Origin of the sequence: Salinibacter altiplanensis, from assembly GCF_002894645.1 — a bacterium.
GTDB lineage: Bacteria > Bacteroidota > Rhodothermia > Rhodothermales > Salinibacteraceae > Salinibacter > Salinibacter altiplanensis.
Genome location: NZ_NCQY01000011.1, coordinates 18,388 through 42,545, shown reverse-complemented (window position 1 = coordinate 42,545; position 24,158 = coordinate 18,388). Strand labels below are relative to the sequence as shown.

General features: G+C 62.7%; 24 protein-coding genes. 12 read left to right on the top strand and 12 right to left on the bottom strand.

Going from position 1 to position 24,158, the window contains the following annotated elements:
* Nucleotides 1-20: 20 nt before the first annotated feature.
* A complete protein-coding gene (locus B7R93_RS06360; protein WP_103019985.1) occupies nucleotides 21-959 on the bottom strand; it encodes a hypothetical protein in 939 nt (312 codons plus the stop codon).
* Between the two features lie 71 nt (nucleotides 960-1,030).
* Complete coding sequence (locus B7R93_RS06355; RefSeq protein ID WP_103019984.1) at nucleotides 1,031-1,492, bottom strand: hypothetical protein; 462 nt, start codon at nucleotides 1,490-1,492, stop codon at nucleotides 1,031-1,033.
* 221 nt (nucleotides 1,493-1,713) lie between these two features.
* Here B7R93_RS06355 and B7R93_RS06350 point away from each other — a divergent pair, with 221 nt between their 5' ends.
* Nucleotides 1,714-2,460, top strand: a complete 747-nt coding sequence (locus tag B7R93_RS06350) for a pyridoxine 5'-phosphate synthase (RefSeq protein WP_103020045.1) — start codon at nucleotides 1,714-1,716, stop codon at nucleotides 2,458-2,460.
* Nucleotides 2,461-2,482: 22 nt separating this feature from the next.
* On the top strand, nucleotides 2,483-3,397 hold the full coding sequence (gene era / locus B7R93_RS06345) for a GTPase Era (RefSeq protein ID WP_103019983.1): 915 nt from the start codon (nucleotides 2,483-2,485) through the stop codon (nucleotides 3,395-3,397).
* 12 nt (nucleotides 3,398-3,409) lie between these two features.
* Here era and B7R93_RS06340 read toward each other — a convergent pair whose 3' ends face one another.
* A complete protein-coding gene (locus tag B7R93_RS06340) occupies nucleotides 3,410-4,588 on the bottom strand; it encodes a 4-phosphoerythronate dehydrogenase (protein WP_103019982.1) in 1,179 nt (392 codons plus the stop codon).
* Nucleotides 4,589-4,938: 350 nt separating this feature from the next.
* Between B7R93_RS06340 and B7R93_RS06335 the strand changes: the two genes are divergently transcribed.
* The gene (locus B7R93_RS06335; protein ID WP_103019981.1) at nucleotides 4,939-5,682 is read left to right on the top strand and encodes a cell wall hydrolase; all 744 of its coding nucleotides are present in this window, start codon (nucleotides 4,939-4,941) and stop codon (nucleotides 5,680-5,682) included.
* 106 nt (nucleotides 5,683-5,788) lie between these two features.
* Here B7R93_RS06335 and B7R93_RS06330 read toward each other — a convergent pair whose 3' ends face one another.
* The gene (locus B7R93_RS06330; RefSeq protein ID WP_103019980.1) at nucleotides 5,789-6,418 is read right to left on the bottom strand and encodes an outer membrane beta-barrel protein; all 630 of its coding nucleotides are present in this window, start codon (nucleotides 6,416-6,418) and stop codon (nucleotides 5,789-5,791) included.
* A 446-nt stretch (nucleotides 6,419-6,864) separates the two neighbouring features.
* Here B7R93_RS06330 and bshA point away from each other — a divergent pair, with 446 nt between their 5' ends.
* Nucleotides 6,865-8,013: an N-acetyl-alpha-D-glucosaminyl L-malate synthase BshA gene (gene bshA, locus B7R93_RS06325; RefSeq protein WP_103019979.1), complete on the top strand. Its 1,149-nt coding sequence runs from the start codon at nucleotides 6,865-6,867 to the stop codon at nucleotides 8,011-8,013.
* A 444-nt stretch (nucleotides 8,014-8,457) separates the two neighbouring features.
* On the opposite strand, the gene B7R93_RS06320 is transcribed toward bshA, so the two are convergent.
* Nucleotides 8,458-9,075, bottom strand: a complete 618-nt coding sequence (locus B7R93_RS06320; RefSeq protein ID WP_232798098.1) for an MBL fold metallo-hydrolase — start codon at nucleotides 9,073-9,075, stop codon at nucleotides 8,458-8,460.
* A gap of 212 nt (nucleotides 9,076-9,287) precedes the next feature.
* On the opposite strand from B7R93_RS06320, the gene B7R93_RS06315 reads away from it, so the two are divergent.
* The 7 genes from B7R93_RS06315 to hpf all read left to right on the top strand — a co-directional run bounded on the left by B7R93_RS06315 (nucleotide 9,288) and on the right by hpf (nucleotide 16,941).
* A complete protein-coding gene (locus tag B7R93_RS06315; RefSeq protein ID WP_103019977.1) occupies nucleotides 9,288-10,721 on the top strand; it encodes an LptF/LptG family permease in 1,434 nt (477 codons plus the stop codon).
* 49 nt (nucleotides 10,722-10,770) lie between these two features.
* Nucleotides 10,771-11,439, top strand: coding sequence for a 16S rRNA (cytidine(1402)-2'-O)-methyltransferase (gene rsmI, locus B7R93_RS06310; protein ID WP_103019976.1), 669 nt, complete (start codon nucleotides 10,771-10,773; stop codon nucleotides 11,437-11,439).
* 86 nt (nucleotides 11,440-11,525) lie between these two features.
* Nucleotides 11,526-12,167 (top strand): TlpA family protein disulfide reductase, encoded by a 642-nt coding sequence (locus B7R93_RS06305; protein ID WP_232798095.1) that lies wholly within the window; start codon nucleotides 11,526-11,528, stop codon nucleotides 12,165-12,167.
* A gap of 82 nt (nucleotides 12,168-12,249) precedes the next feature.
* Nucleotides 12,250-15,192, top strand: a complete 2,943-nt coding sequence (locus B7R93_RS06300; protein ID WP_103019975.1) for a glycosyltransferase family 117 protein — start codon at nucleotides 12,250-12,252, stop codon at nucleotides 15,190-15,192.
* Between the two features lie 400 nt (nucleotides 15,193-15,592).
* A complete protein-coding gene (locus B7R93_RS16325; protein ID WP_103019974.1) occupies nucleotides 15,593-15,925 on the top strand; it encodes a cold-shock protein in 333 nt (110 codons plus the stop codon).
* A gap of 41 nt (nucleotides 15,926-15,966) precedes the next feature.
* Complete coding sequence (gene ybeY, locus B7R93_RS06290; protein WP_103019973.1) at nucleotides 15,967-16,437, top strand: rRNA maturation RNase YbeY; 471 nt, start codon at nucleotides 15,967-15,969, stop codon at nucleotides 16,435-16,437.
* 183 nt (nucleotides 16,438-16,620) lie between these two features.
* Nucleotides 16,621-16,941 carry a ribosome hibernation-promoting factor, HPF/YfiA family gene (gene hpf, locus B7R93_RS06285; protein WP_103019972.1) on the top strand — a complete coding sequence of 107 codons (321 nt, stop codon included), beginning with the start codon at nucleotides 16,621-16,623 and terminating at the stop codon, nucleotides 16,939-16,941.
* 95 nt (nucleotides 16,942-17,036) lie between these two features.
* Here hpf and metF read toward each other — a convergent pair whose 3' ends face one another.
* On the bottom strand, nucleotides 17,037-17,996 hold the full coding sequence (gene metF, locus B7R93_RS06280; protein WP_103019971.1) for a methylenetetrahydrofolate reductase [NAD(P)H]: 960 nt from the start codon (nucleotides 17,994-17,996) through the stop codon (nucleotides 17,037-17,039).
* Nucleotides 17,997-18,088: 92 nt separating this feature from the next.
* On the opposite strand from metF, the gene B7R93_RS06275 reads away from it, so the two are divergent.
* Nucleotides 18,089-18,691: a phosphorylase family protein gene (locus B7R93_RS06275; protein WP_103019970.1), complete on the top strand. Its 603-nt coding sequence runs from the start codon at nucleotides 18,089-18,091 to the stop codon at nucleotides 18,689-18,691.
* Between the two features lie 19 nt (nucleotides 18,692-18,710).
* Here the strand turns inward: B7R93_RS06275 and B7R93_RS06270 are convergent, their stop codons facing one another.
* From B7R93_RS06270 to B7R93_RS06245, 6 genes are all read right to left on the bottom strand, one after another.
* Nucleotides 18,711-19,010 carry a hypothetical protein gene (locus B7R93_RS06270; RefSeq protein WP_232798092.1) on the bottom strand — a complete coding sequence of 100 codons (300 nt, stop codon included), beginning with the start codon at nucleotides 19,008-19,010 and terminating at the stop codon, nucleotides 18,711-18,713.
* Nucleotides 19,011-19,169: 159 nt separating this feature from the next.
* Nucleotides 19,170-19,619 (bottom strand): cytochrome C oxidase subunit IV family protein, encoded by a 450-nt coding sequence (locus B7R93_RS06265; RefSeq protein WP_103019968.1) that lies wholly within the window; start codon nucleotides 19,617-19,619, stop codon nucleotides 19,170-19,172.
* Between the two features lie 66 nt (nucleotides 19,620-19,685).
* Nucleotides 19,686-20,387, bottom strand: coding sequence for a cytochrome c oxidase subunit 3 family protein (locus tag B7R93_RS06260; protein ID WP_103019967.1), 702 nt, complete (start codon nucleotides 20,385-20,387; stop codon nucleotides 19,686-19,688).
* A 39-nt stretch (nucleotides 20,388-20,426) separates the two neighbouring features.
* Entirely contained in the window at nucleotides 20,427-22,172 is a 1,746-nt protein-coding gene (gene ctaD, locus B7R93_RS06255) for a cytochrome c oxidase subunit I (RefSeq protein WP_103019966.1), read from the bottom strand.
* A 76-nt stretch (nucleotides 22,173-22,248) separates the two neighbouring features.
* Nucleotides 22,249-23,196, bottom strand: a complete 948-nt coding sequence (gene coxB, locus B7R93_RS06250; protein ID WP_103019965.1) for a cytochrome c oxidase subunit II — start codon at nucleotides 23,194-23,196, stop codon at nucleotides 22,249-22,251.
* Nucleotides 23,197-23,315: 119 nt separating this feature from the next.
* Nucleotides 23,316-24,056, bottom strand: a complete 741-nt coding sequence (locus B7R93_RS06245; protein WP_103019964.1) for a hypothetical protein — start codon at nucleotides 24,054-24,056, stop codon at nucleotides 23,316-23,318.
* Between the last annotated feature and the right edge of the window lie 102 nt (nucleotides 24,057-24,158).

The window sequence follows — 24,158 nt, the reverse complement described above, 5'->3', positions numbered from 1 at the left end:
TGGAGCCATTCTTTTCGCTCTCACTGCACGGACAGCGCCAGGGCTCCCCCGATGCATGGCACATATTCCCCGGGCTTCTCTGCGTCCGGCTCCCAGGTGCGATGCAGTTGTTCAAACGGATCGAGCACGGCGGGTGTGCACCCAAACACCGACTTGAAAGGCTCATCGGTCACGGCATCTGCGTCCGCTCCGTACACGACGAGGGCGTCGAGCGCGTCCGGCGCCGCCCCGATCCGATTGAGCACTCCCGCAGCGTAGTAGGCCTGGTCCGCCGCCGTCGGGGCGTCTTGGGCCGCGTGGGCATGGTGCCACCTACCGCCTCGCGTCAAGGCATATTCGGTGTGGTCGGCGTACTGTCCAATAGCGAGCCGATACGTCTCTTCACCGTCCGCCGGTGCTACCAGCGCCCCGCCCTCTTCGAATGGCCCCATCAGATGGGCCGCCGCTTCCGCACTGAGGACGCGCCCCGTGGTCTCCTCCGCTGCCACCTCCGCGAACAAGGCATCCGTGCGTGCCTTCACCTGCTGAGGCACGGCCAGGACGTGCACCCACTCGATCGACTCGCCCTTCTCCGTGGTCGTGCGTACCGACTTCGATACGGTGTGGAGCGCGCTGGGCGACCGTGTGTTCGTAACCAGGGCCGCCTGGTACGCCACCCGCCGGTCGCGCTCGTCCGGCGAGAGCCCCTCGGGGAGGGGCATGAAAAAACTGTATGCGTCCTGCGGGTGAACCACCAGTCCCACCGCCGACGTGTCGGCGTCATCGAAGATTCGGGCCAGGGCGGCCGCGATCTCGTCGAGGGCCTCGGGACGTTCTTCTCCCCAGAGGACACGCGCCACGTCCACCTCAAAGGCTTCCTCCCCGCACCGCCGGAGGTCCAGGTCCGAGCCGTCCCGCTCGATCTCGGCGTACCGGATCGTCGAGCCCTGAATGTGAACCGCGGCCGAGATCGACTGCATAGTGACTTCTCTCTGCGTGCACACACGCCGGACTGCTTCCAGGAACTCCGTTTGCCGCCTCCTCGTCGGGCCTACTCCCAACTGGCCGCGTTCGACTGCGTGGGATCACCGGTCAAGGTGCCGATCTGATCGTCGGTGTCTGGGTCTTCGAGCAGGTAGGTTTCCACTCGTCCGGTGTCACTCACGGCGTACTGAAACGGGGTGCCACTCCGGGGGGAGAACGGCAGGGAGTCGGGAGTAATTGAGCCCCCAAAGATGCTGTCCTGTCTGGTTGAGAGAATCGAATCGTCGCGAACGTGCTGGAGCAAGATGTGCAGCGAGTCCGGGTAGGAGGCACTGTCGCGCTCGTAGTCGACGAGTGCCGTTCGAACATTCTCCATGCGCTGGCGCGTCTGCTCTGTTAGCTGCTGCTCCCGCTCGATGCGCTCATAGGGCTCGGTGATCGACTGATACAGGAAGTATGCAAGGCCGACAATTGCGACCACCAGGAGGGCCTGAATGGCAGTCTGGATCGTTCCGCTGCTCGTAGCCATGGGAGCCGTTCGTTCGTGTTGGCAAAGAAGATGACCGGGTGAGTTTTCCGCCCAACGCGACCTGAAGAGACACGGGAAGGCGGAGAATGTGGTAGCGGATCCGAAAATAGGGGGCTCTTCTGCGAAATGCAATTCCCTGCACACCCTTCAAAAAACAAGAGCCCCTATCTCGGTGTTGGGGTAGGCGCGCTTTTAGTCTTTCGACCAGCCCTGTGTCCCTCGTGACGAACCTGCTCATCAACGTCGATCACATCGGCACCCTCCGCAATGCCCGCGAGGAGACCTTCCCCGACCCGGTGCACGCCGCCGCGCGCTGCGAACAGGCCGGGGCGGACGGCATCGTTTTTCACCTTCGGGAGGACCGTCGTCACATCACGGAGCGGGACGTGCGGATCCTGACCGAGACGGTCAACGGCAAGCTTGACTTTGAGCTGTCCACAGAGGAGGAGGTAGTTTCCATCTGCTGCGACGTGGCACCGGACCTCGCCACACTGGTGCCCGAGCGGCGCGAGGAGGTCACCACGGAGGGGGGCCTTGACGTGACAGCGAACCGCCAGCGCCTCGAATCCGTCACGCACCGCCTCTACGACGCCGGGGTGGACCAGGTGAGTTTCTTCGTAGACCCCGCGCCGGCCCAAATCGAAGCCACCGCCGCAGCGGGGGCCAATTGCATTGAGCTCCACACCGGCGACTTTGCGAACGCCTCCACAGAAGCGGCCCAGCGCAAGGAGGCCGAGCGACTGGCCGCGGCTGCCCGGACGGCCCACGAGGCCGATCTTCGGGTACACGCCGGGCACGGCCTGAACTACAAAAACTTTCCCCTCTTCCAAGAAACAGTCCCCCAGGTCGCGGAGGTGTCCATCGGCTTTGCGGTGATGGCCCGTGCCATCCTCGTGGGCATGGACCGGGCTGTCCGTGACATGCGTACAACGATTGCAGGCACCGAACCGCAGAACCCACGTTCTTGATCACCTCTTCTTTCCTCTCTCTATGGAGCATTCCGAGCCCCTTTTCGACGACATCTCCGACGACCATACCAGCGGCTACGTGGCCATTGTGGGCAAGCCCAACGTGGGCAAGAGCACACTGATGAACGCCCTGCTCGGCGAAAAACTGTCAATCGTCACCCGGAAGCCGCAGACCACCCGGCACCGCGTTCTCGGCATCCACTCGGGGCCGGAGCACCAGGCCATCTTTCTGGACACGCCGGGCATCATCGAGCCGCGATACGCGCTGCACGAGACCATGATGGGGCAGGTACAGGGGGCCGTTCGGGACGCGGATCTTCTCCTCTTCTTGCACGAAGCGACCCAGGACGAGCCGGACACCCAAAGCCTGAAGCAAATTGGCGATACGCCGGCGTTCCTGGTGCTTACCAAGATGGACCTGATTTCGAAGACGGAGACCCTTCCCCTGGTCGAGTCCTACGAGGACCTCCGGGCCTTCGACGAGGTGGTGCCCACGTCCGCCAAAGAGGGCTTCAACCTGCAAACGCTTCTTCACCTCCTCCTTGACACCCTTCCGGAGGGCCCGCCCTTCTACCCAAAGGATCAGATTAGCGAGCACCCGGAGCGCTTCTTCGTGGCCGAGATGATTCGGGAGAAGGTGTACAAGCACTACCACCAGGAAATCCCGTACTCCGTGCAGGTCAACGTCGTGGCCTACGAGGAACGGCCGGAGGGGACGAAGGACTACATCGACGCCGAAATCGTCGTCATGGAGGAGTCGCACAAGGGCATTCTCATCGGCGAGGGCGGCAAGGCCCTCAAGAAGGTGGGAATGACGGCCCGCGAAGACATCGAGGCGTTCGTCAAAAGCCCTGTGTACCTGAACCTCCACGTGAAGGTGCGAGAGAACTGGCGCGACCGGAAGAACCTCCTCCGCTCCTACGGCTACCGGTCGTAGCGACACAGGGACCTATCCGATCTGCATCGTCAACCCTTCCGCGACGATCCGCTCGTGCGCGGAGGGAACGGCCGTCGCCGGCACCGTATGCTGCTGCATCTCACGTCGCCGGCGGTACTGGGCCCGGAGCCGCCTGAACGCCGCCCCGCGTGCACCCGGTTCCAGCGCGACCAGATCCCGGAGGGATGCATCGTCGACCGTCGGGTCGTACGCCTGTCGCGCAAGCTGGAAGCCCCAGTCTGCGACGGGCAGCCGAGGGTCCGGGGCCCGGCACCGCAGTGCGTCCGTCGAGGACGGACGAATGGCGGCCGTTCCCTCCCATCGTGCCTCGGCCCCCAGCTCTTCACAAAGCGCCCGGTACAGCATTTCTGTTCCCCGCACCTTGCCGTCGTGGGCGTACCCCGCGATGTGGGGCGTCGCCAGGTCCACAGCCTCAATGAGCGCGGGGTCGGGCGAGGGTTCGTTCTCCCACACGTCCAGCCCCGCTACCCCTAGGCCCCCTTGCCTTCGGGCCTCGAGCAGTGCCCCTCCGTCCACGACTGCCCCCCGGGAGGTATTCAGCAGCCACGCCCCGTCGCCAAGCCGATCCAAAAACGCCTCGTCCACCAGATGATGCGTCGGGTCGGGCCCGGACTCTTTGAGTGGAACGTGCAGCGTTACGACGTCGGCCGTGTCGAGCACTGTGTTGAGGGACACAAACGAATGAGGCTTTCCCGCGGCCTCCGCAGCGCGGGCCTGGGGGGGATCATGTTTTAGAACCTCCATCCCCAGCGCCGGGAGCCGACGGGCAAGGCGCCCTCCAATGTTGCCACAGCCCACAATGCCGACCGTCCGTCCCTCCAACGAAACGCCGCGGCGACGGGCAAGCGCGAGCAGTGCCGCCACCACATAGTCGGCAACCGAGTCGGCGTTGGACCCCGGGGCATGCGCAAACGGGATGCCCCGCGACCGGAGATGCGCTCGGTCCACATGATCCGTCCCAATGGTGGCCGATCCAACAAACCGCAGGTCCGTATCTTCCAAAAGCTCTGGCCCGACGGGCGTCACGCTCCGCACGAGGAGCACGTCTGCCGCCGCAACGTCCGAGGGTTCCATCTCTCGTCCGGGCATCCGGCGCACCGTCCCGAACGGTCCAAAGGCATCCTCTACGCGGGGGATGTTGGCATCTGCAAGGATGTTCAAGGGGGACACAGGTGTAATCACAGCGTGAGTGTATGGGGGCGATGCACGAGACACGCTTTCAAAGAGCGCTTCTGTTAAGACAACACATAGAATTGATTAAACACAAAGCAATGAACGATCAATGACTGGACAATCGGGAGTGAAGAAGAGACTTACCTTTACAAGTACCTGCTTTTTCAGAAGGTTACGGGAACGACCCACCGGAAACTTAGATGGACCCTCTATAGTTTCTCCTTGCACAGTCACAAGATGACTGTGGGAAGGTATATACTGAGAGTACAATAAATCGGCCGGGGAGGCTTCAGTTCTTTGTGGCCCCGACGCCGTCTCGATGGGCTTTGGATAGCATACACCGGTATATGAGCAAGCGCACGGTTCTTCTCTGTGCATCAGTCGGGACCCTCATGTTTTCGGCGGGCACAGTGTCTCCCTCGTCCGCACCCGGGCCCGAAGTGGACGCCCCCCTCCACGCGTCGGCCCCCGAAGTGCAACACGTTGAGGCCGACGGTCGGGAGACCACTTCTGCCCGACAGTTGTCCGCCGCCTACGCCCCTTCCACGCCACGAGCTTCGGGAGGGACCACAAGTTTGGAAGCCGGCGCCCCACCCGCCTCGGCCCGAGGCAAGTCCCCAACATTGCTCCCGGCCCCGACCAACCTTGACGAGTCCACCGTGTGGTTGGCCCGGGCCATCTACTCCGAAACAAAGTTGCCCCACGAGCAGGAGCTGGTCGCCTGGGTCATCCGCAACCGCGTCGAGACCGCCTACCGCGGCCACCGCACCTACCGATCAGTGGTGCTGGACCCCTACCAATTCAGCGCCTTCAACCCCGGGGCCTCGAAGCGCGCCCACTACCTGCGCCTCCGGCCGGAGGCGCCACTCCCGCAGTGGCGCCAGGCCCTATGGGTCGCCCGCTACGTGCGGCACGCGGAGGGGGCAGCCTATCGGCCGTTCCCGGTCGAGACACGGCATTTCTACAGCGAACGGTCGATGCGGGGCCGGGCAGTGCCGTACTGGGCAGAGAGAAGCGGAGTCGTGGCTCCGGAGCACGACCAATACGCGATCGACGAACGGCGCTTTCGGTTCTTTAAGCAGATCTCGTAGGGATCTAGACTGACCTGGGCCTCCGCAGCACAACAGCCCGCCGCCCGACGAAACGGACGGTGGGCTGTACAAAGCGGCTCTGCGTTGATGAGTCTCCTGTCTGGCGCTAGAACAAAACGTTCAACCGAAGCGCGTAGGCACTGAGGGTCTGGTCGCTCGGCGAGAAGTCTTTGCCCCCAACCTCAAAGGCGTCGTCAATGTAGTCCGAGGCCCCAAACTCGTACCGAAACTCCGGCTGAAGGGTTACCCCAACCCCGGGAAGCGACACGTCCGCCCCGACGCCAATATTGAACGTGAAGGAGACGTCCTCAAAGTTGTCGTCGAAGTCGTCTTCGCTGCTTTGGGGAAGGAAGGCGTTCGGCCCTCCCATCACGTAGGGACGTACGAACGGGAACGGAAAGACTGTAACCCGGACATCGACAGGGACTTCGAACGCGGTCACGTCGAGGTCCCCAACGTCCGAGCCCGAAACGTCTGAAAAATCGTAGCTTCCAATTTTTCGGTAGAACAGCCCGGGGCGCAGGCTCACAGGCCCGAGACTGAGATCGTACACAGCTCCGATGTGGTATCCAGTGGATGTGTTCTGTACGTTCTCGGCATCCTGGATGTCATCTACGGAGTCGAAGTTTGCCCCAGCGGCAATGCCGAACTGAGCCTGCGCGGGAGAGACCGTGAGCCCGAGCAGAAGAAGGGCGAAAAGGGCAGAATACGGGGTCTGTTTTGTAGAAGTGTGCATGAAAGAGCGGGTTCGTTCAGCGAGAATGCGGATGCGTGTCGTGGGCCGCCAGCCTCGACCCGGTTCTACACGAGGGAAGACGCGTCTTGGAGGCGGAAAGTAACGGTTCCGACACGGAACGGCCATCTGTAGTGGCCGCTTCACGAGGCACTTCCGCCACCGCCCGACAGTTCCGGACCGATGCCCAGTCATCCATTGTCTGGCAGCGGGGACTCAGGAAAGTATGCCCACCGGCCATTCCAGACGGGACGGAGAACCGATCTCAGTCAAACAGCCACGGACGAGATGCGGACTGCTGAGCCGTTACGATGTGTTCCTGGAAGGAGCACCGGCCGTGATGCCTGCAACCTCCCTCCAAAGCACGAGTAGGGGTCACTGATCCCGCCAACATCCAGGCGTTCCCTTTGCACCTTTCTGTTCAGTTAAAGCCATCGCTTCCCCCTCCCATGAAAGTCGGCATTACCTGTTACCCCACCTACGGCGGCAGTGGGGTCGTAGCCACCGAACTCGGCAAGGCCCTCGCGAAACGCGACCACGAGATTCACTTTATCGCCTCAGATCTGCCCTTCCGGCTTTCTCACGTGGCCGGCAACATCTTCTTCCACGAGGTCAACGTTCAGAGCTATCCGCTCTTTGACTACCCCCCATACACCCTCTCGCTCACCAGCAAGATGGTGGACATCGCCAAGCACGCGGGGCTGGACCTCCTGCACGTGCACTACGCGCTGCCCCATGCGTCGAGCGCCGTGATGGCCCAGCAGATCCTCAACTCAGAGGACCTGGACCTCCCTGTCGTCACCACCCTCCACGGCACAGACATCACGCTCATCGGCCGGGATCCCTCGTTCGCCCCCGTCGTCACGTGGTCAATCAACGCGTCCGATGGGGTGACGGCCGTATCCGACTACCTCCGCCAAGAGACCTACGATCACTTCGAGGTGTCTCAGGACATTGAGGTGGTTCCCAACTTTATTGACACCGACCGCTTCGTGCGCCAGGACAAGGAGCACTTTAAGCAGGCACTCTGTCCCAATGGGGAAAAGGTCATCGTGCACGTCTCCAATTTCCGATCTGTCAAAAACACCGATCAGGTGGTGGAGGTTTTCCACCGGTTGCAGAACGGGACCTCGAACGTGAAGCTCCTGCTCGTGGGCGACGGCCCGGAGCGGGTGCCCACGGAGCGCAAGGCCCGGGAGCTCGGGGTCTACGACGACGTGCGCTTCCTCGGCAAGCAGGACCCGATCGAGGAGATTCTATCGATCGCCGACGTGTTTCTCATGCCGAGCGGCTCGGAAACCTTTGGCCTGGCCGCCCTGGAGGCAATGGCCTGTGAGGTGCCCGTCGTGGCCAGCGAGGTCGGCGGGCTGCCGGAACTGATCGTGCACGGAGAAACCGGCTTCCTTTGTCCACTCGACGACATCGACGAGTTCACCAAATGCACCCGGACGCTTCTCGACGATGAGGAGCTGCACGACGAGATGGCGGCGGCAGCCCGGACGCGAGCGGTCGAGACCTTCGACATCGACCACGTCGTGCCGCTGTACGAGGACTACTACGAGCGCATCCGGGCCGGCACGGTGTCTCCCAGTGCCTGAGTAGACACACAAGGGAATCTTGAGGACGCACCCTTCCGGGCGCAGCGCTGGGGGCGAGAGCAACCGAGCACGCCCGGGAGGGCGACGCGGAGTCGAGGCACTGAAAACCCGCGCTGAGCCCCCGGTACCGCGTGCCCCGGGAATGAGTCGTTTTAGAGGCCCGCAGAAGGACCGGCAGGCCGGGGTGGGTTCACGTCAGTGTGCGCACCGGCTCCCGAGGGGAGTTCTGGGAAATCCCCCTGCAGTTTCTCGGGTTCGTTCGTTCCTCCGGTCGTCCGTCCCTCAGAACCTGGTATGTTGACTTTCCCTCATGAGAGGGGCACCTTCCCGGAGAGATCGGGAAACTTCCGAGGACGCTCGGATCCCCGAGACAGAAATTGAAACAGGTTCTCAGAAGAATGCTCGAATGCATGTATCTCTGCGGGTTTACTCGGCCCGCATCGACTACGCCCGGAGGGCCTCCTGCACGAACGGATTCTGCGTGCGCTCCTGACCGATGGTCGTCGAGGGGCCGTGGCCGGGGTAGATCGTAACGTCGTCGCCGAGGGGAAGGAGCTTCTCGGTAACCGAGTGCAAAAGCTGCGGGCGGGACGTTTCCGGAAGGCCCTGCGTGCGACCAATCGAGTTCTGGAACAGGACATCTCCCGTGAGGGCCTGTCGGCTCGGGCGGTGAACGAACGAGATGGAGTCGGGCGAATGGCCCGGCGTGTGCAGCACGTCGAGGGTCACGTCGCCGAACGAGACGGTGTCTCCTTCCGCGAGGTGGGTCGTGGGCACGGACGGCGGCTCCACCTCCACCCCAAACGCCGTGGCCTGCTCCTCCGCCCGCTCGATGAACGGCACCGCGGCTTCGTGGGCCTGAAATCGCTGGCCGACTTCTTCCTCGAAGAACGTGCACCCGAAGATGTGGTCGATGTGTGCGTGGGTCAGCAGCAGGTGGCGTACGTCGAGATCATGCTCCTCGATGACCTGCATCACCTGCTCACATTCAGCCTCGGTCTCGCAACTCGCGTCGACGAGCACGGCCTCCCCCTGGTCGTGGCAGAGATAAGAGTTCGTCATGAAGGAGCTACACGTAAACGGCTCGACCTGCATCCGGAGTGTGAGAGAGCATTGGGGGTACATTGAGCAGGTGTTCTCAATTCCCACGGCCCTCGGAAGATCCAACGGCGGTGGGCTCACGCCGACGCCGCGCCCCCGTCCCCGAACATGCGATTTGCACCGGGCGTTTGTGCATCCTGTTATTTGGGGCTTCCCCACGACGACACCTCTACATGCTGCGCCGCCTCCACTGGATCGTACTGCGTCGGCTGCCGGGTCCCTTCTTCGGATGGCTCGGCACGCTCATGTTTCTGCTGCTGATGCAGTTCTTGATTCGATGGCTGCCCGAGATTGCGGGCAAGGGCATCCCCGTCCCGGTCATTATCGAACTGATTGCCTACAACTTGGCGTACATGGTGGTGCTGGCAGTGCCGATGTCGGTGCTGCTGGCCGCCCTCATGGCATTTGGCGAGCTGGCCGAATCGCAGTACTACACCGTCATTAAGAGCACCGGGATCTCCTTCGGGCAGATCGTGTGGCCGACGCTCGTGGTGGCCCTTCTTCTCATGGGCGGAATGCTCTATTTCAACAACGTCATGCTGCCGGAGGCCAACCACCGGGCCCGCCAGCTCTGGAGCGACATTCGGGGAAAGCGCCCCGGCTTTGAGCTCCGATCGGGCATCTTTTACGAGGACCTGGAGGACTACAGCATTCTGGTTCGGGACCGTCCGTCCGGAACCAACGACTTGATTGACGTCACCATTTACGACTACACTCAGGGGCGGGACCGTCAGGCGGTCATCAAGGCTGAACGGGGGGTCATCACCTCAAATGACGGGGGCGCCCGCCTTACTCTCACCCTGCGGAACGGAGAGATGCACCGCCCCTTGCCGGCGGATGCGAGCAACCGGTCGGAGCGGTACGAGCGACTTACCTTCGACCGTCACCGCATCCAGTTCACGCTCTCGAACGCCGTCTTTCGGCGCTCCACGTCGGGGGAGACCTCCCGCTCCACCCGCACCATGCGCACCCCACAGCTGCTCGCAACACTCGATTCCCTCAAGGCACTGCGAGACGAGAAGTACCAGTCCCTGTACGAGCAGACCCAAGACCAGCTGTCCCCGTGGCCCCCCGACTCGGCCGCCACGGACACGTCGGCTCCGGCCCCCGTTGCCCCAACGCATTCGTCCCCCTATCTCGCCCTTGCCGACCTCGACGACGGTGCGCGCCGCTCGGTGGTCTCGCCCGCGGTCCAGAACGCCCGGTCGGCCCAGTCCACCATCCAAAACATCCAGCGAGACACGAAGTGGCAAACCCAGCGCATTCGGAGCTACCAGGTCGAGTTCTACAAAAAGTTCTCGATCGCGCTCGCCTGCCTCATTTTTATGATCGTGGGGGCACCGCTGGGCCTTGCCCTGCGCCGAGGCGGCCTCGCCACGATCGGGGCCGTGGCACTCGGCATCTTTATGTTCTACTGGGTTACCCTCGTACAGGGGGAAAAGCTGGCGGAGCGGGGCTTCTTTCCGCCGTGGCTGGGCATGTGGATCGCCAACTTTCTGATGTCCGGCGCAGGGCTCTGGCTGATTCTGTACGTCGTCCTTGACCTGGGCGCAACCCCGCCTCTTCGTCGGCGCCTCTGGGACTGGCTGCGATCCCTTCGGTCGTGAGCCGTCTCGGGGCGCCCCGCTCGACACGTCTCCGCACAACTTGTCCCCAATGCTTTACCTGGTGCCCACCCCAATCGGCAACCTAGACGACATCACGTTGCGGGCCCTCCGGGTGCTGCGGGAGGCGGACCTGATCGCCTGTGAGGACACTCGAACCTCCGGCCACCTTCTGGATCATCATGACGTAGACACCCCCACCACGAGCTACCATGAACACAATGAGCGCGAGAAAACCCCGGAGTTGATCACCCGGATGCGTGTGGGGCGCGATGTCGCCCTCATCAGCGATGCGGGCTCGCCGGGCATTTCGGACCCGGGCTTCTACATCGCTCGGGCCTGCTGGGCGGAGGACATCGAGGTGCAGGCCCTCCCCGGGCCCACGGCCCTCATCCCGGCGCTCACTGCCAGCGCCCTGCCCAGCGACCGCTTCGTCTTTGAGGGCTTTCTGCCCAAGAAGCAGGGACGCCAGACTCGCCTGACCACGCTGGCAACCGAACCGCGGACCATGGTGATCTACGAGTCGCCCCACCGGCTGCTTCGGACCCTGGGGGACCTCATCGAACACTTCGGGGCCGACCGCATGGCCGCCGTGGCTCGAGAGATCACCAAGGCGTACGAAGAGATCGAACGAGGAACGCTCGAAGAGGTGCGGTCGTATTTCGCGGGGTATACGAAAGTGCGGGGCGAGTGCGTTGTTGTTGTTCAGGGAAAGTCGTGAATGCTCCGACGTCCCCACTCGTCCCGAGTGCCCCCGGCGATCCACTCCCATTCTTAAAGCTGTACCCTACCGGGTTCGGTCGTCCCATGAGATCGCTTGTTCTTGTGCTCTTAGGTCTTGCCTGCGTGGCGACTGGTCCCGTACAGGCCCAGGAGGAGCCAGGGGAGTGTGCGGTTGGCCAGCTAGAGAAGGCCGACACACCGTCGTCCACGGCCTCCCAGAGCGGGGGGACCGACTCGTCCGCCGCACGCGCCAGGCGGTCCGCCGTTGCTGGCCCACGTCCCGCCGTGTCGGTGTCGCCCACGACGGAGGCGGAAGCCGTTGTGCAGGACCGCATCCAGGAGAAGGGGCTCCACGTGGTCCACTTCTGGGCGCCCTGGTGCTCCAACTCTCAAAACGAGCTGGACAATGGCTGGGCCGGCCTCGTGGCGGCCAACCCGGCCGTTACCTTCACGTTCGTCACCGTGTGGAACGACAACGAAAGCGGGGCCGCGACGCTAAACGAGCATTCCCTTCCAGATCGGGTCGCCGAGGTGACCCAGCCGGACCTGGGCCCCAGCGACCAGGAGGAGAACCGACGCCATTCGTTCCTGGGGCTCCCGGTCACTTGGGTCCCCTCCACCTGGATCTTCCACGGCAACGGAGAACTCGCCTTCGCCTTGAACTACGGCGAGATGGAAATGGACACCATTCAGGGGCTCCTCGACGCGACGAGCGCAGACTGGTAGCCCCGATCTTTGATTCACCACGACGCTCCCCTGTACCTTCTTGCATTCTCGTGCTTCTCGACACCAGTGCCTTCCCGTTAGGATGAATCGGAAGAGGATCGACCGTCTTACCGCCGGGCTCGTCTTTCTCTGGGCGCTCGGCCTGTACCTGGCGACCGTTGCGCCGACCGTCTCGTTCTGGGACCCTGGGGAGCGCATCGCGAGCGTCTACACACTTCAGGTGATGCACCCGCCAGGAGCGCCGTTCTACCTGCTCCTGGGCCGGCTCTTCTCCATGCTGGCCCCATCGCAGGAAACCGTCGCCCTGGCCGTCAACCTGCTCTCCGTCCTGGCCAGCGCCGGCACCGTCCTGCTCGCCCACCTTGTCATCGTCCGCCTCGTACGTCGATGGCAGGGGGACCGGAGCGAACTCGACACGGGGCCCTACGCCATCTCTCTCGCCAGTGGGGTCATCGGCGCCGTGGCCTTTTCGGTGAGCGACTCCTTCTGGTTCAACGCAGGCATCGCCGAGGTGTACGCCCTCTCCACCTTCTTTACCGCGCTGGTCGTGTGGCTCGTCCTGCGATGGAGCAGCGTGGCCCGCGCCGAGGAAGCCCGGCAGGGCGGCAGCCGGCAGCCGTTTCAGCTCAACGCGAACCGCTACCTCGTCGTCATTGCCTTCCTCTTCGGCATGGCCACCGGGGTCCACCTCCTGAGCCTGCTCGCGTTCTTCTTCGTCGCCTTCATCGTCTTCTTCACCGAGTTCGACCGCGAGCACTGGACCTCCCGCCAGCGCTGGCTTCGCATCGTGGGCGCCGGGGCCCTTGCCTCTGTCCTGTTCTTCACCATCTACCCGGGCCTCATCGTGGGGCTGCCCAGCCTCTTCGCCTCCGTCGGGGCCCCGTTCCTGACCGCAACCGTGCTCGCCCTCATTCTGGCCTACGGGATCTACGCCACGCACCAGCGGCGCATGCCGGCGGCGAACCTGGCCTTTATGTGCGTGACGGTCATCTTCATCGGCTACGCGTCGTATGCGCTCGTCTTCGTCCGGAGCGCAACCGACCCGCCAATCGACATGAACGACCCGGACACCATCGAAAACTTCATCTCGTACCTGGAGCGGGAGCAGTACGGCAATACGCCGCTCCTGCAGGGCGTGACGTTCGACGACGAATCCGGGCAGGTCAGTCGCCGCAACGGTGAATCGACGCTCTTTCCGCGACGTCACTCTGTAGACCCCCAGCACTGGAACGTCTACGAGCGATACGACTCCGACCTGGAGTTCTTTCTCGATTACCAGGTGGGGCACATGTACGTCCGGTACTTCCTCTGGAACTTCTCCGGGCGGGCGAGCGACGTGCAGGGGGCGCCCTGGATCACCGGCATCCCGGGGCTCGACCAGCACGCCAACCCCCAATCCCTAGAGACGCCGAGCGAGAAGGAGTCGCGGAACGTGTACTTTGCCCTTCCCCTCCTCTTGGGGCTGTTCGGCGCCTTCTACCACTTCGGCCGCGACTGGCGACGGGCGTTTAGCGTCTTTGTGCTGTTCTTTATCACAGGCATCGGCATTATCATCTACCTGAACCAAGCGCCGATGCAGCCGCGCGAGCGGCACTACTCGTACGTCGGCAGCTTCTTCGCCTTCAGCCTCTGGATCGGCATCGGGGCCGGGGGCCTGATGCAGATGGCCTACGAGTCGGTCCGAGATTCGCTTTCACAAATGGCCCGACTGATGCCCGCCCTCGGGGCCGGGCTGCTGCTCTTTCTGGCCGTCCCCGGCTGGATGACGCTAGAAAACTACGGCGACCACGACCGCTCCGAGAACTACGTGCCGCGCGACTACGCACACAACATGCTGACCAGCATCGAGGAGAACGGCATCCTGTTTACCAACGGGGACAACGACACCTACCCGTTGTGGTACCTGCAGACCGTCGAAGGAGTACGCAAAGACGTCCGGGTGGTCAACCTATCACTTCTGAACACGAAGTGGTACGTGCGCCAGCTCAAAAACGAGACCGCATACGAGTCGGCGCCCCTGCCCATCTCCCTGTCGGAGGACGAGATCGACCAGTTGGGCTACCGGCGCTGGAAGCCGAAGCAAATGAAACTGCCGGTGGACACCGACGCCCTCCAGTCCGAGCTCTCCGCCTACCTTCCCGACTCGGCCAGTGCCTCGCGCCTCGAACGCCCGATGACATGGACACTGAAGGGACGTCCGTTCCAGCAGGACACGCGCATCCTGCAGACCGCCGACGTGGTCACCTACGACATGTTGCGGACCAACGCGCAGAACGGATGGGACCGTCCCCTCTATTTTGCCGTGACGGTGGCGCGCTCCGGGCAGCTGAACCTCAGCAACTACTTTCAGCTGGAGGGCCAGGCCTACCGCGTGCTTCCCATCAAGCACAAGAAGCCTCTGGGGCGGGTGATCCCGGGCCTGACCGACGAGCGCCTGGCAAACTTCCGGTTTACGAACCTCAACGATTCAACCGTCTACTACAACGAGAATGCACGGCGGATGGTGGATGGCTATCGCCTGCACTACGCCCATGCGGCTGAGCAACTGGGCCAGCAGGACCGTCCGGATACCGCCGAACAGCTCCTGAACGACTTTACGGAGGCCGTTCCGTTTGCCACAATTCCGGCCGACATGCAGACGCTCTTTTTCACGGCTCAGGCGTACCAGAGCCTGGGCAGCACCGACCGGGTGGCCCGTCTCCTGGCCGATGCGGAGCCGATGGTCCTGGCCCAGCTCCGGTCGGCCGGCTCTCGTCGTCGGTTCAGCCGTGCCCTCCAGTACGCGGGTCGGGTGCGGTCTTCGTACCTCAAGGCCAACCAAACGAATGCCGTGGAGGCCTTCGACCGGAAACTTGAACAGGTGCTGGCCAACGCATCATTCCAGGTTCCCGCCCGGGTCCGTCAGGCGTACGGCCTAGCCAGCGACTCGGCCCGCGGACCGTCGCAGATGCCCGCAGTGCCCGGCGCCCCTTCCAGCGCTCCGTCTCAGGAGCCTGCTCTGCCCTCGTCTCCCCCTGGCGAGTAGGGAGGGCCTTCTTTCTGCCCGATGCCCCCGGGCCGGAGCCCCTCCTGCCCGCCCCTCCCGGGTCGGGATTTGCGCGGGCCGAGCTTCACCGGCCGCTCCTCACCTGGAGCCCCCCTCGCTACGGCCGCATCTCGTTCAGAAATCCACCGTGCCTTGACAGAGGGACCGTCCCAGACTATATTTAGCGGCAGTGAGTGCGTTGTGGCACCCGTCGTTCACCCTGTGAGGAACCGCGCGAGTGGCTTTGTATGACCGGTTCCGACTCTCCCTGGGACTCTCTTCACACTCTGCGACACGTCCGCCAACGTCCCGGGACGCAGTGTTGGGGCTTCATACGACCTCTTGCCCGACGCGGACGCATCGTTTAGGACGATCCAGTCATTACGATTGAATCGACATCATGAAGACAAGCACAGTCAAGTGGTTCGACGCCAAGAAGGGGTACGGGTTTATTCTCCATCCCGGCGATGGCGAAGATGTCTTTGTACACTACTCGAACATCCAGTCGGACGACGACTTCAAAACCCTGAAGAGCGATCAGCACGTCCAATTTGAGCTGAACGATGGACCGAAGGGCCTCCACGCCCTGGAGGTGACGCCACTGGACGAAGAAGAAGCGTCTTCCCCGGAGGCCGAGGACGAGCCGGCGCTCACACCCGCGGATGTGGACCCCACCGCCACGGTCGACCCGTCCCCGTCCAGCAGCGGATCCTCTTCGGGATCTTCGTGGTAGCCCCTCGCTCGTTTCTTCCGTCCCCTCCCCCATCTGGCACTGTGTCCCCCGAGTATCCGGAGCCGCTTTCGATTGAGCAGGACCACCCCGCCCGTCAGCTCGACGCCGAAACCCTTCGGCGTATCATCGACCACGTGGTGACCGCGGAGGAGGCGTCACTGGCGCATCTGAGTCTGGTGCTCACCGACCACGATACGGTTGGGCGCCTGAACCGGTCGTACCTTGATCACGACTACGACACGGATGTCCTCTCGTTTTCGCTCCACGAGGGCCCCGCGCCTGCTGCCTCCTCCGACGATGAAGTCGAAGGGGAGGTGTACGTGGATTTAGACACGGCGGCCGAGCGCCACGACGAGTTCGACACCTCATTTGAGCGCGAGGCCTATCGGTACGTCGTCCACGGCCTCCTGCATCTCATCGGGTACGACGACGCACAGCCGTCGGGACAGTCCACAATGCGGGAGAAGGAAGACCGGTACCTCGATGCCGTCCTGTCAACGCCGTCCTCCTGACCGTTTAACACTCGCCCTTGAGGGGCTCGCCTCTGAGGGCACGCCGGGCAGCCTTCCGGCACCTTCGTCGGCCGAGTTCATGGAACCATTCCCCGCATCTCAGAATGTGAAAATATCCCCTCAGGCATTGGGGAGCGGCGGGGAGCTGTCTCGTCTACCCACTCACAACAGAGGGACCGTCCTATGGCCTTTCAGACCCAAGTCACGACGCGTCACGTTGACGTGAGCGACCGTGTCCAGGAGTACGCTCGGGAGCGAACTGCCAAGCTGGAGCAGTTCTACGACGGGATTACGAGCGCCCACGTCATCCTTGGAGAAGACAACTCCCCCGCCGAGAACAAGACCGCCTCGATGAACATCGACGTGTACCAGAAACGGCTTTCGGCCGAGGACTCGGCAAGCAGCCACGAGAAGGCAATCAACCTATGCATTGACCACCTGCGCCGGCAGCTTGAAAAATACAAGGCCAAGCTCCGTAGCAAAGACAAGGACGCACACCGATAGTCACCATGAGAAGACGGGCTCGGCGACGGCCCTCGGCCGCTGAGCCCGTTTTTTCTGTCTGAGTGTCCATCAGAAGGCGTGATGGGAGCACTCATCTACGCCACTTCTCCGCGCATGGGCTCCACGACCTTTTTGACCGTGTCCGCACTCGACATAATGTAGAAGTGAATGCCTGGGGCCCCGGCCTCCATCAGCTCTCGAGCCTGCCGAATTGCCCAGTTGACCCCAATGCGTTCTACATCGTCGGGATCGGCCGCGTCCACCTCCGCGGCAAGTTCCTCCGGGATCTCTGTGTGGAAGTGCTTCGGCAGGAGGCGCAGGTGACGTTTGCGCTTCAGAATTTTAAGGCCGGGCACGATGGGCACGTCGATGCCCACCTCCCGGCACTTGTCTACGAAGTTGAAGAAGTACTCGTTGTTGAAAAACATTTGCGTCACGATGTAGTCGGCCCCGGCGTCCACCTGTTCCTTAAGCCGCATGATGTCCCAGGCCAGATTCGGGGCTTCGAAGTGCGTTTCCGGATAGCCCCCTATTCCCACACAGAAGTCCGTCGGCTCGGCATCCATGAGGTCCTCCAGGTACACCCCGTCGTTCATGTCCTGGATCTGCCGCACGAGGTCAACCGCGTGCTCGTTGCGTGACCGGTTGCCCGTGATGGACTTCTCGTAGCCGTTGTCGTCTCCTCGAATGGCCAGCACGTTCTCGACCCCGAGGTAGTTAAGCTCAATGAGGGCGTCCTCCGTTTCCTCCCGTGTAAATCCCTTGCAGAGGATGTGAGGCACCGTATCGATGTCAAAGCGCGCCTCAATGGCGGCACAGAGACCGATCGTCCCTGGCCGCTTCCGTTTCACGCAGCGGGTCCAGGTTCCGTCGTCCTTCTGCTTGTACTCTGCCTCCGCCGAGTGGCTGGTAACATCGATAAACGGCGGGTCGTAGGGCATGAGCTCCTCAACTACGTTCAGCATCTGGTCTGCCGACCCGCCTCGCTTGGGAGGGATGATCTCATAGGAGATCAGTGGCTCGGACTCATGATCGAAATGCTCGGTAACCTTCATGCGATCCGTGACATTCGTTTGCAAATTCGCTTGATTGGACCCGGACGCTGCTATGCGTTAGCCGTGATACTTTCCAAAATGAAGGGTGTTCGATGCTCGGAGTTATATTTTCTACACCTCACGAAGCAGCTCCCTTTGTGGAGCAATACACTGGGGAACGGTTTGGAGAACTGGAGGAGGGAGCCCATCTAGAAACGGAGGAGCAGGTCATCGCCGTGGTGGGTCCGGGCAAGATCAAGGCTGCCCTCGGGACCAGGCGTCTTCTCCACGAGCACGACCTCGACACGCTCGTGCACGCGGGCGGGGCGGTTGCGCTTGCCGACGAGCTCGAGGTAGGGACGGTGGTGGGCGCAACGTTCGTCCTGGAGGGCGACCGCGTGGAGCTGGAAGCGCCGGACTATCCCCGCATGCCACTCGAGTCTCCCTTCGACCTCGAGGCAGAGGGCACCCTCGTTTCCCAGGATCACGTGCGGGAGGACGCCGACGAGCCAGGCTACTGGGAACGCATTGCGGACATGCGGGACGCGACCGGATACGCCGTGGCCTACGTGGCAGCCCAGCACGGCACCCCGTGTCACATCGCAAAGGGCATTACCGGCCGGGCCCACGGGGACGCGGCCCCCTCCACGGACCAGCAGGCGCTCTACCGGGCCGTTGCCACGTGTCTACAGAAACACATGGATTCCGGGTCGTAGCGCGTCCAGCCCGTTCCGCTCAGTTGCGACGGGTCCACAGATCCTCGCGCCACGCCTCCGGGATGTCCTCTGATCGTCCCCACACATACTCACGCTGGGTCTCTGCGTCCCGATGGGCCCGACGCCGATCGGCCCGGATCTCGCGCACCCCGACCGACACGTGCTCCCCCTCTGCGGTGGCTCGCTCCCGTTGCACAACGGGATGCTCATGAAAAGGGCGGGGATGCTCGGGGTTGTACAGCCGATACACCATGGTACCGGCCCACACCAGCAGCGCGAAGAAGGTGACCCCGACGAGTCCAGCGAACAGAAGAACCATGGGCAGTGGCGGCAGCCCCGTGTAGTCGAAACGAAACCGAAGCCCCAGCGGATTGCCCCCCTCTAGACTGCTCTGCTTCGTGATACCCTAAAGGACCGAAGAAGTTCGTGTGCGTCGTGTCACATATCTACGCCTTCGAAGCGGAAGGCACTGCTGCACCTACGACCCCTCATCGGACTCCATACTCGCCCCTCGGTCCTGGTTGGGATAGTCCGAGGGAGCAATCCGCAGCGAGTCTGACGGGATCGCATCCTGGCGCTGCTGTGCACGCTCCTGCTCGGCCTGAATCTCCTGTACCGTCTGTGCCGTCACGTTCCCCAGGTCGCCCCGGAACGCCGTGTCGAGCAGCGTGATGGTGACGAACACGACGACGAAGATCGTTCCGATCGTGAAGGTCAGGGCGTTGACCGGGTTGTCGTACTTCAGGTGCATGAAGAAGAGCACCACGAGTGTGGCCTTGAGTCCCGCGATGCCGAGGGCAACGGGCACCGTCAGGGGCCCAAGGGGAACGTAGGCCACCCCCACCGTCAGGCCCGTTAGGACGATGAGCGCCCCGAATACCTTCAGGAGAATGGACTTGGGAACGATGTGGGGGCCGTCGTGAGCCATGGATGCAAAGGAAGCTTCAAAACTCGATGGTGTCGACGTGGCAACCGCAAACGCGAGCTGTCTCCTCTAGATGAGATAGAGAAGCGGGAAGAGAAAAATCCAGACGATGTCTACGAGGTGCCAGTAGAGCCCTGTAAGCTCCACGGGCGTGTACCATTCACTGCTGAATGAGCCGCGCCACGCCATGAGCGCGAGCACGCCGATGACGATCATGCCGATGATGACGTGCACCCCGTGGATGCCCGTCATCACGAAGTAGATGCTAAAGAATTGAGGCGCCGCGGTCATCTCGGCCAGGTGTTCGTAGTGGGCCCCGTGCGGGTCGAAGGCCGCACCGGGGAAGACCCCGTGTTCAAACTTGGCCATGTACTCGAAGTACTTGACCACCATAAACCCCCCTGCGAGCCCGAGCGTCCCCAGAAGGTAGTAGATGCACCGCTGCACCCTGTCCTGCTTGATGGCATGAATGGCGAGGGCCACCGTCAGGGACGAGGTAAGGAGCACGACGGTGTTGGCCGCCCCCATCGCTTGGTCAAGCGTTCCACTGGCCGCCGCAAACACGTCAGGGTTCCACTGGCGAAAGACGGCGTAGGCGACGAACATGCCGCTGAAGAGCAGCACCTCAGTAATCAGAAAGACCCACATTCCAAGCTTCGCCGAGTCGAACTGCTGCTTCGACGAGACAAAGTGGTGTTGCAGGTGCTCGGGGTGATGATCGTGCTCGGCCTCTTCCCTCTCGGTGGGGGCCGGGGCTGTTTCCGTTGCCATGGGTCGGGAGGTGTCGTGAGACAAGCGTAGGGCCGCTACTTACACACCGGCCGATTCTGTGGGGTCCGTCTCGGACGGGGCCGAGGGCGCCGGGTCCGGAATCTGGGGCACGTCATCGCTAAGGGCTTCTCCGTCTCCGCCGCCAAACACCTCGTCGGCGAGGTGGAAGTCGTACGGGCCCCGCGTGACGAGGGGGATCCGCTCAAAGTTGTGATGGATCGGGACGGCCGTGGTGTTGGTCCACTCGAGCGTGGTCGCCCCCCAGGGATTGGCCGGGGCCTTCTCTCCGTACGCGAGGGACCACAAGGCGTATCCGAGAATCAGGAAGAGGCCCAGTCCCAGGATCTGGGACCCGACGGTCGAAAGCTGATGCAGGCCCGCAAAGCGCTCCGCGTAGTTCGCGTAGCGGCGGGGCATTCCGCGCGCGCCAAGCACCAGCTGCGGGAAGAAGGTCAGGTTGAACCCGACGAAGACGAGCCCGGCCGCGATTTTGCCGAGCGTCTCGTTGTACATGCGGCCCGTGATCTTCGGCCACCAGTAGTGCATTCCCCCCAAGAGGGCGACCACGGACCCGCCCATCATCACGTAGTGGAAGTGGCCCACCACGTAGTAGGTGTCGTGCAGGTGCACATCCACCGAGAGCACCCCCACCATGATGCCCGTGAAGCCGCCGATCGTGAACATGAACAGGAAGCCCAACGCGTACAGCATCGGGGTTTGCAGCCAGATAGAGCCCTTGTACAGGGTCGCCACCCAGTTGAAGACCTTGATGCCAGACGGAATGCCAATGAGGTACGTGATGAGCGAGAAGACGATGGAGGAGATGGCGGACTGGCCACTCACGAACATGTGGTGCCCCCACACCAGGAAGCCGAGCATCGCGATCGCGACCGACGAGAGGGCAATCGCCCGGTACCCGAAGATCCGCGAGCGGGAGAAGGTCGCAATCAGCTCCGACAGGATGCCGAAGGCCGGCAGGATCATGATGTAGACCGCCGGGTGGCTGTAGAACCAAAAGAAGTGCTGGAACAGCACCGGGTCGCCCCCGAGGGCCGGGTCGAAGATGCCAATCTGAAGCGTCTGCTCCAGAATGAGAAGCACCATTGTGATGCCGATGACCGGGGTCGCCAGCACCTGCACGATGCTCGTGGCGTACATGCCCCACACGAAGAGGGGCAGCCGATTCCAGGTCATGCCCGGCGCCCGCATCTTATGGATCGTCACGATGAAGTTCAGCCCCGTGAAGATGTTGGCGAAGCCGGCGACGAAGATGGCCGACGTCATCCAGAGCACCCCCCCGCCCGTGGACGCAGAGTACGGCGTGTAAAACGTCCACCCGGTGTCCACCCCGCCCGTCAGAAGGGCCGTGATTGTGAAGGCGGCCCCGGCCAAGTACACGTACCACGAGGCAAGGTTGAGCCGCGGAAAGGCCACGTCCTTCGCCCCGATCTGGAGGGGCAGCACGAAGTTCCCCAGAATCGCCGGGATGGACGGCACCAGAAAGAGGAAGACCATCAGGATGCCGTGCATCGTGAACACCTGATTGTAGGTGTCATTGCCCATCAGGGTCTGCCCGGAACCCGACAGCTCAGCCCGCATGAGGAGCGCCAGCACCCCGGCCACGAGAAAGACCACGGCCAGAGAAATGCAGTAGAGAACCCCAATGCGCTTGTGGTCTTTCGTCGTCAACCACGACCAGATGCTCGTCTCGTGGTTGAGGTAGTTGGTTTCCTCCTCATCGGGCCCTGCCTGCTCGACCGGGGCGTCTTGTGTGGTCGTGCTCATAGCGTCTCAGTCTGATGTGTAACAAGCATACACGATGACGGTGGGGCCGCAGCAAGGGCCCAACGGGCTCTCATCGTTACTCCTCGGACAGCTCCTTGTCGCTCTGCTCCTTGATGAACTCAACGAGCCCGGACACCTCGCGCTCCGAGAGACTGGCGTACGACGGCATGACGTTCTGGTACCCGTCCACGACCTTCGCCCCGGACTGCAGGATGGACTCTCGAAGGTAGTTCGCGTCTGCCGTCACCGTCGATCCATCAGCCATTTTGTGTTCCGTTTTTCCGTAAAGCCCCTTCCACGAGGGCCCCACCATCTCGGAGCCATCCAGGCTGTGACACCCTTGGCATCCCTGCTGGGTGTAGAGCTTCTCCCCCAGCTTCGGCAGCGGAATGTCGTCCGGCGTCCCGGCACTTTCTAGCCATTCGTCGAACCGGGCCCGCGAGACAACCTTCACCTCCGCGTCCATTTCAGAATGGTTCCGGCCACAGTACTCGGTGCAGAACAGGTCGTAGGCCCCCTCCTTGGTCGCTTCAAACCAGACGGAGGTGTACCGGTTGGGCAGCACGTCCTGCTTTACCCGAAACGCCGGGACGTAGAAGCTATGAATCACGTCCTGGCTGCTCATGGTGGTCTTCACCGGCTCGTCGGCCGGCACATACAGGGTGTCCGTCGTGACGCCGTTCGGGTACTCGAACGACCACCCCCACGATCGTGCCTGGACCTGAATCTCATAGGCGTTGTCCGGAATCGTCTTCTGCGCCACGAACGACTTGAACCCCCAGTTGAAGACGAGCAGGACGAGGATTGTGGGGATCACAATCCAGGAGATCTCAAGTAGCTTGCTCTCCTTAACGGGACTGGGCCGCTCCGCCGGGTCTTGACGGCGATACCGATACATGAACCAGAGCATCGCCGTGACCACGCCGACGAGGAGAACCCCACTCACGACGTTGACGAAGGTAAATAGACTGTCAATCTTCGGCGCCATTGTGGACGCCGCTTCGGGAAGCCAAAAATCACCCATGTCGTGATTGGTCGTTGGTGGAGACGAATCGCTGCCTCATGTCAAAAGGGCGGCCGATAAGGTGTCGCGCACCGCTGTGCAAGAGTGGCCCTCGTGCCCCATGCCTGCCGCCCGACTCATCATTCCGACGGTTGCCGCTTCCGATACTCTTCTGTCGCGACGAGATCCATGGCACGGTCGATCGGGATCCGGTAGGTGCCCGCCTCTTCGTCCACGACGCCGTACTGCTGCAACTGCTGCGCAGCCTCCATTTCGGCCTGCTTGATGTCGCGGTACTGCATCCGCTTGGCCGACGCCCGCTCTTCGCTCTGAGTGACCTGCCCAAACCACCCGAACAGGATCGCAATGGCGACGAGGACGACGGTAATGATTGAGGCCGAGACGCCCATAATTTGGGTTGCGGCCACGCCTTCGTACGCCACGCCGCGCTCCTTTTCCTTTTCGACTTGATCCTCAAGGTCGAAGGTCTCGGTGGCGGTCGCCTCTCGACGAGCGGCGCGGGCAAGCTCCGTGACGGGCTCTTCGTCGGACGCATCGGGAGGCCCTTGCTCGGCGTCCGCCGCCGTGGTCGCAACGAAACTCTCCACAGAACTCGGCGCGCTCCACTCGCCCTCCATCTTCACGAGCACACGCCAGAAGAACGTCCGCCCGTCTGTGGGCAACTGGTTGCCCACCGTCACCGCGGTCTTGTCGCCCACCTCGGCGTCCACGACGAGGGAGTCAAACCCTGCCGTCTCGGCCACCTGCAGGCGGTATGCGTCGGCCGCCTCAGTAGAGGACCAGACGTACACCACCTCATCCCCATCGACCGAAACAGCGTCTACGGGAGTAATCAGGGACGGTGTATCGTCGGAAGCCATGTGACGAAGGGGATGGTTATGTTGATCTTTTGGGGCGAACGCAGGGGAGTCGGAGGAGGATCACCTGGATGAGTGAAATCGCCGAAAAAGCCTATTCGTTCC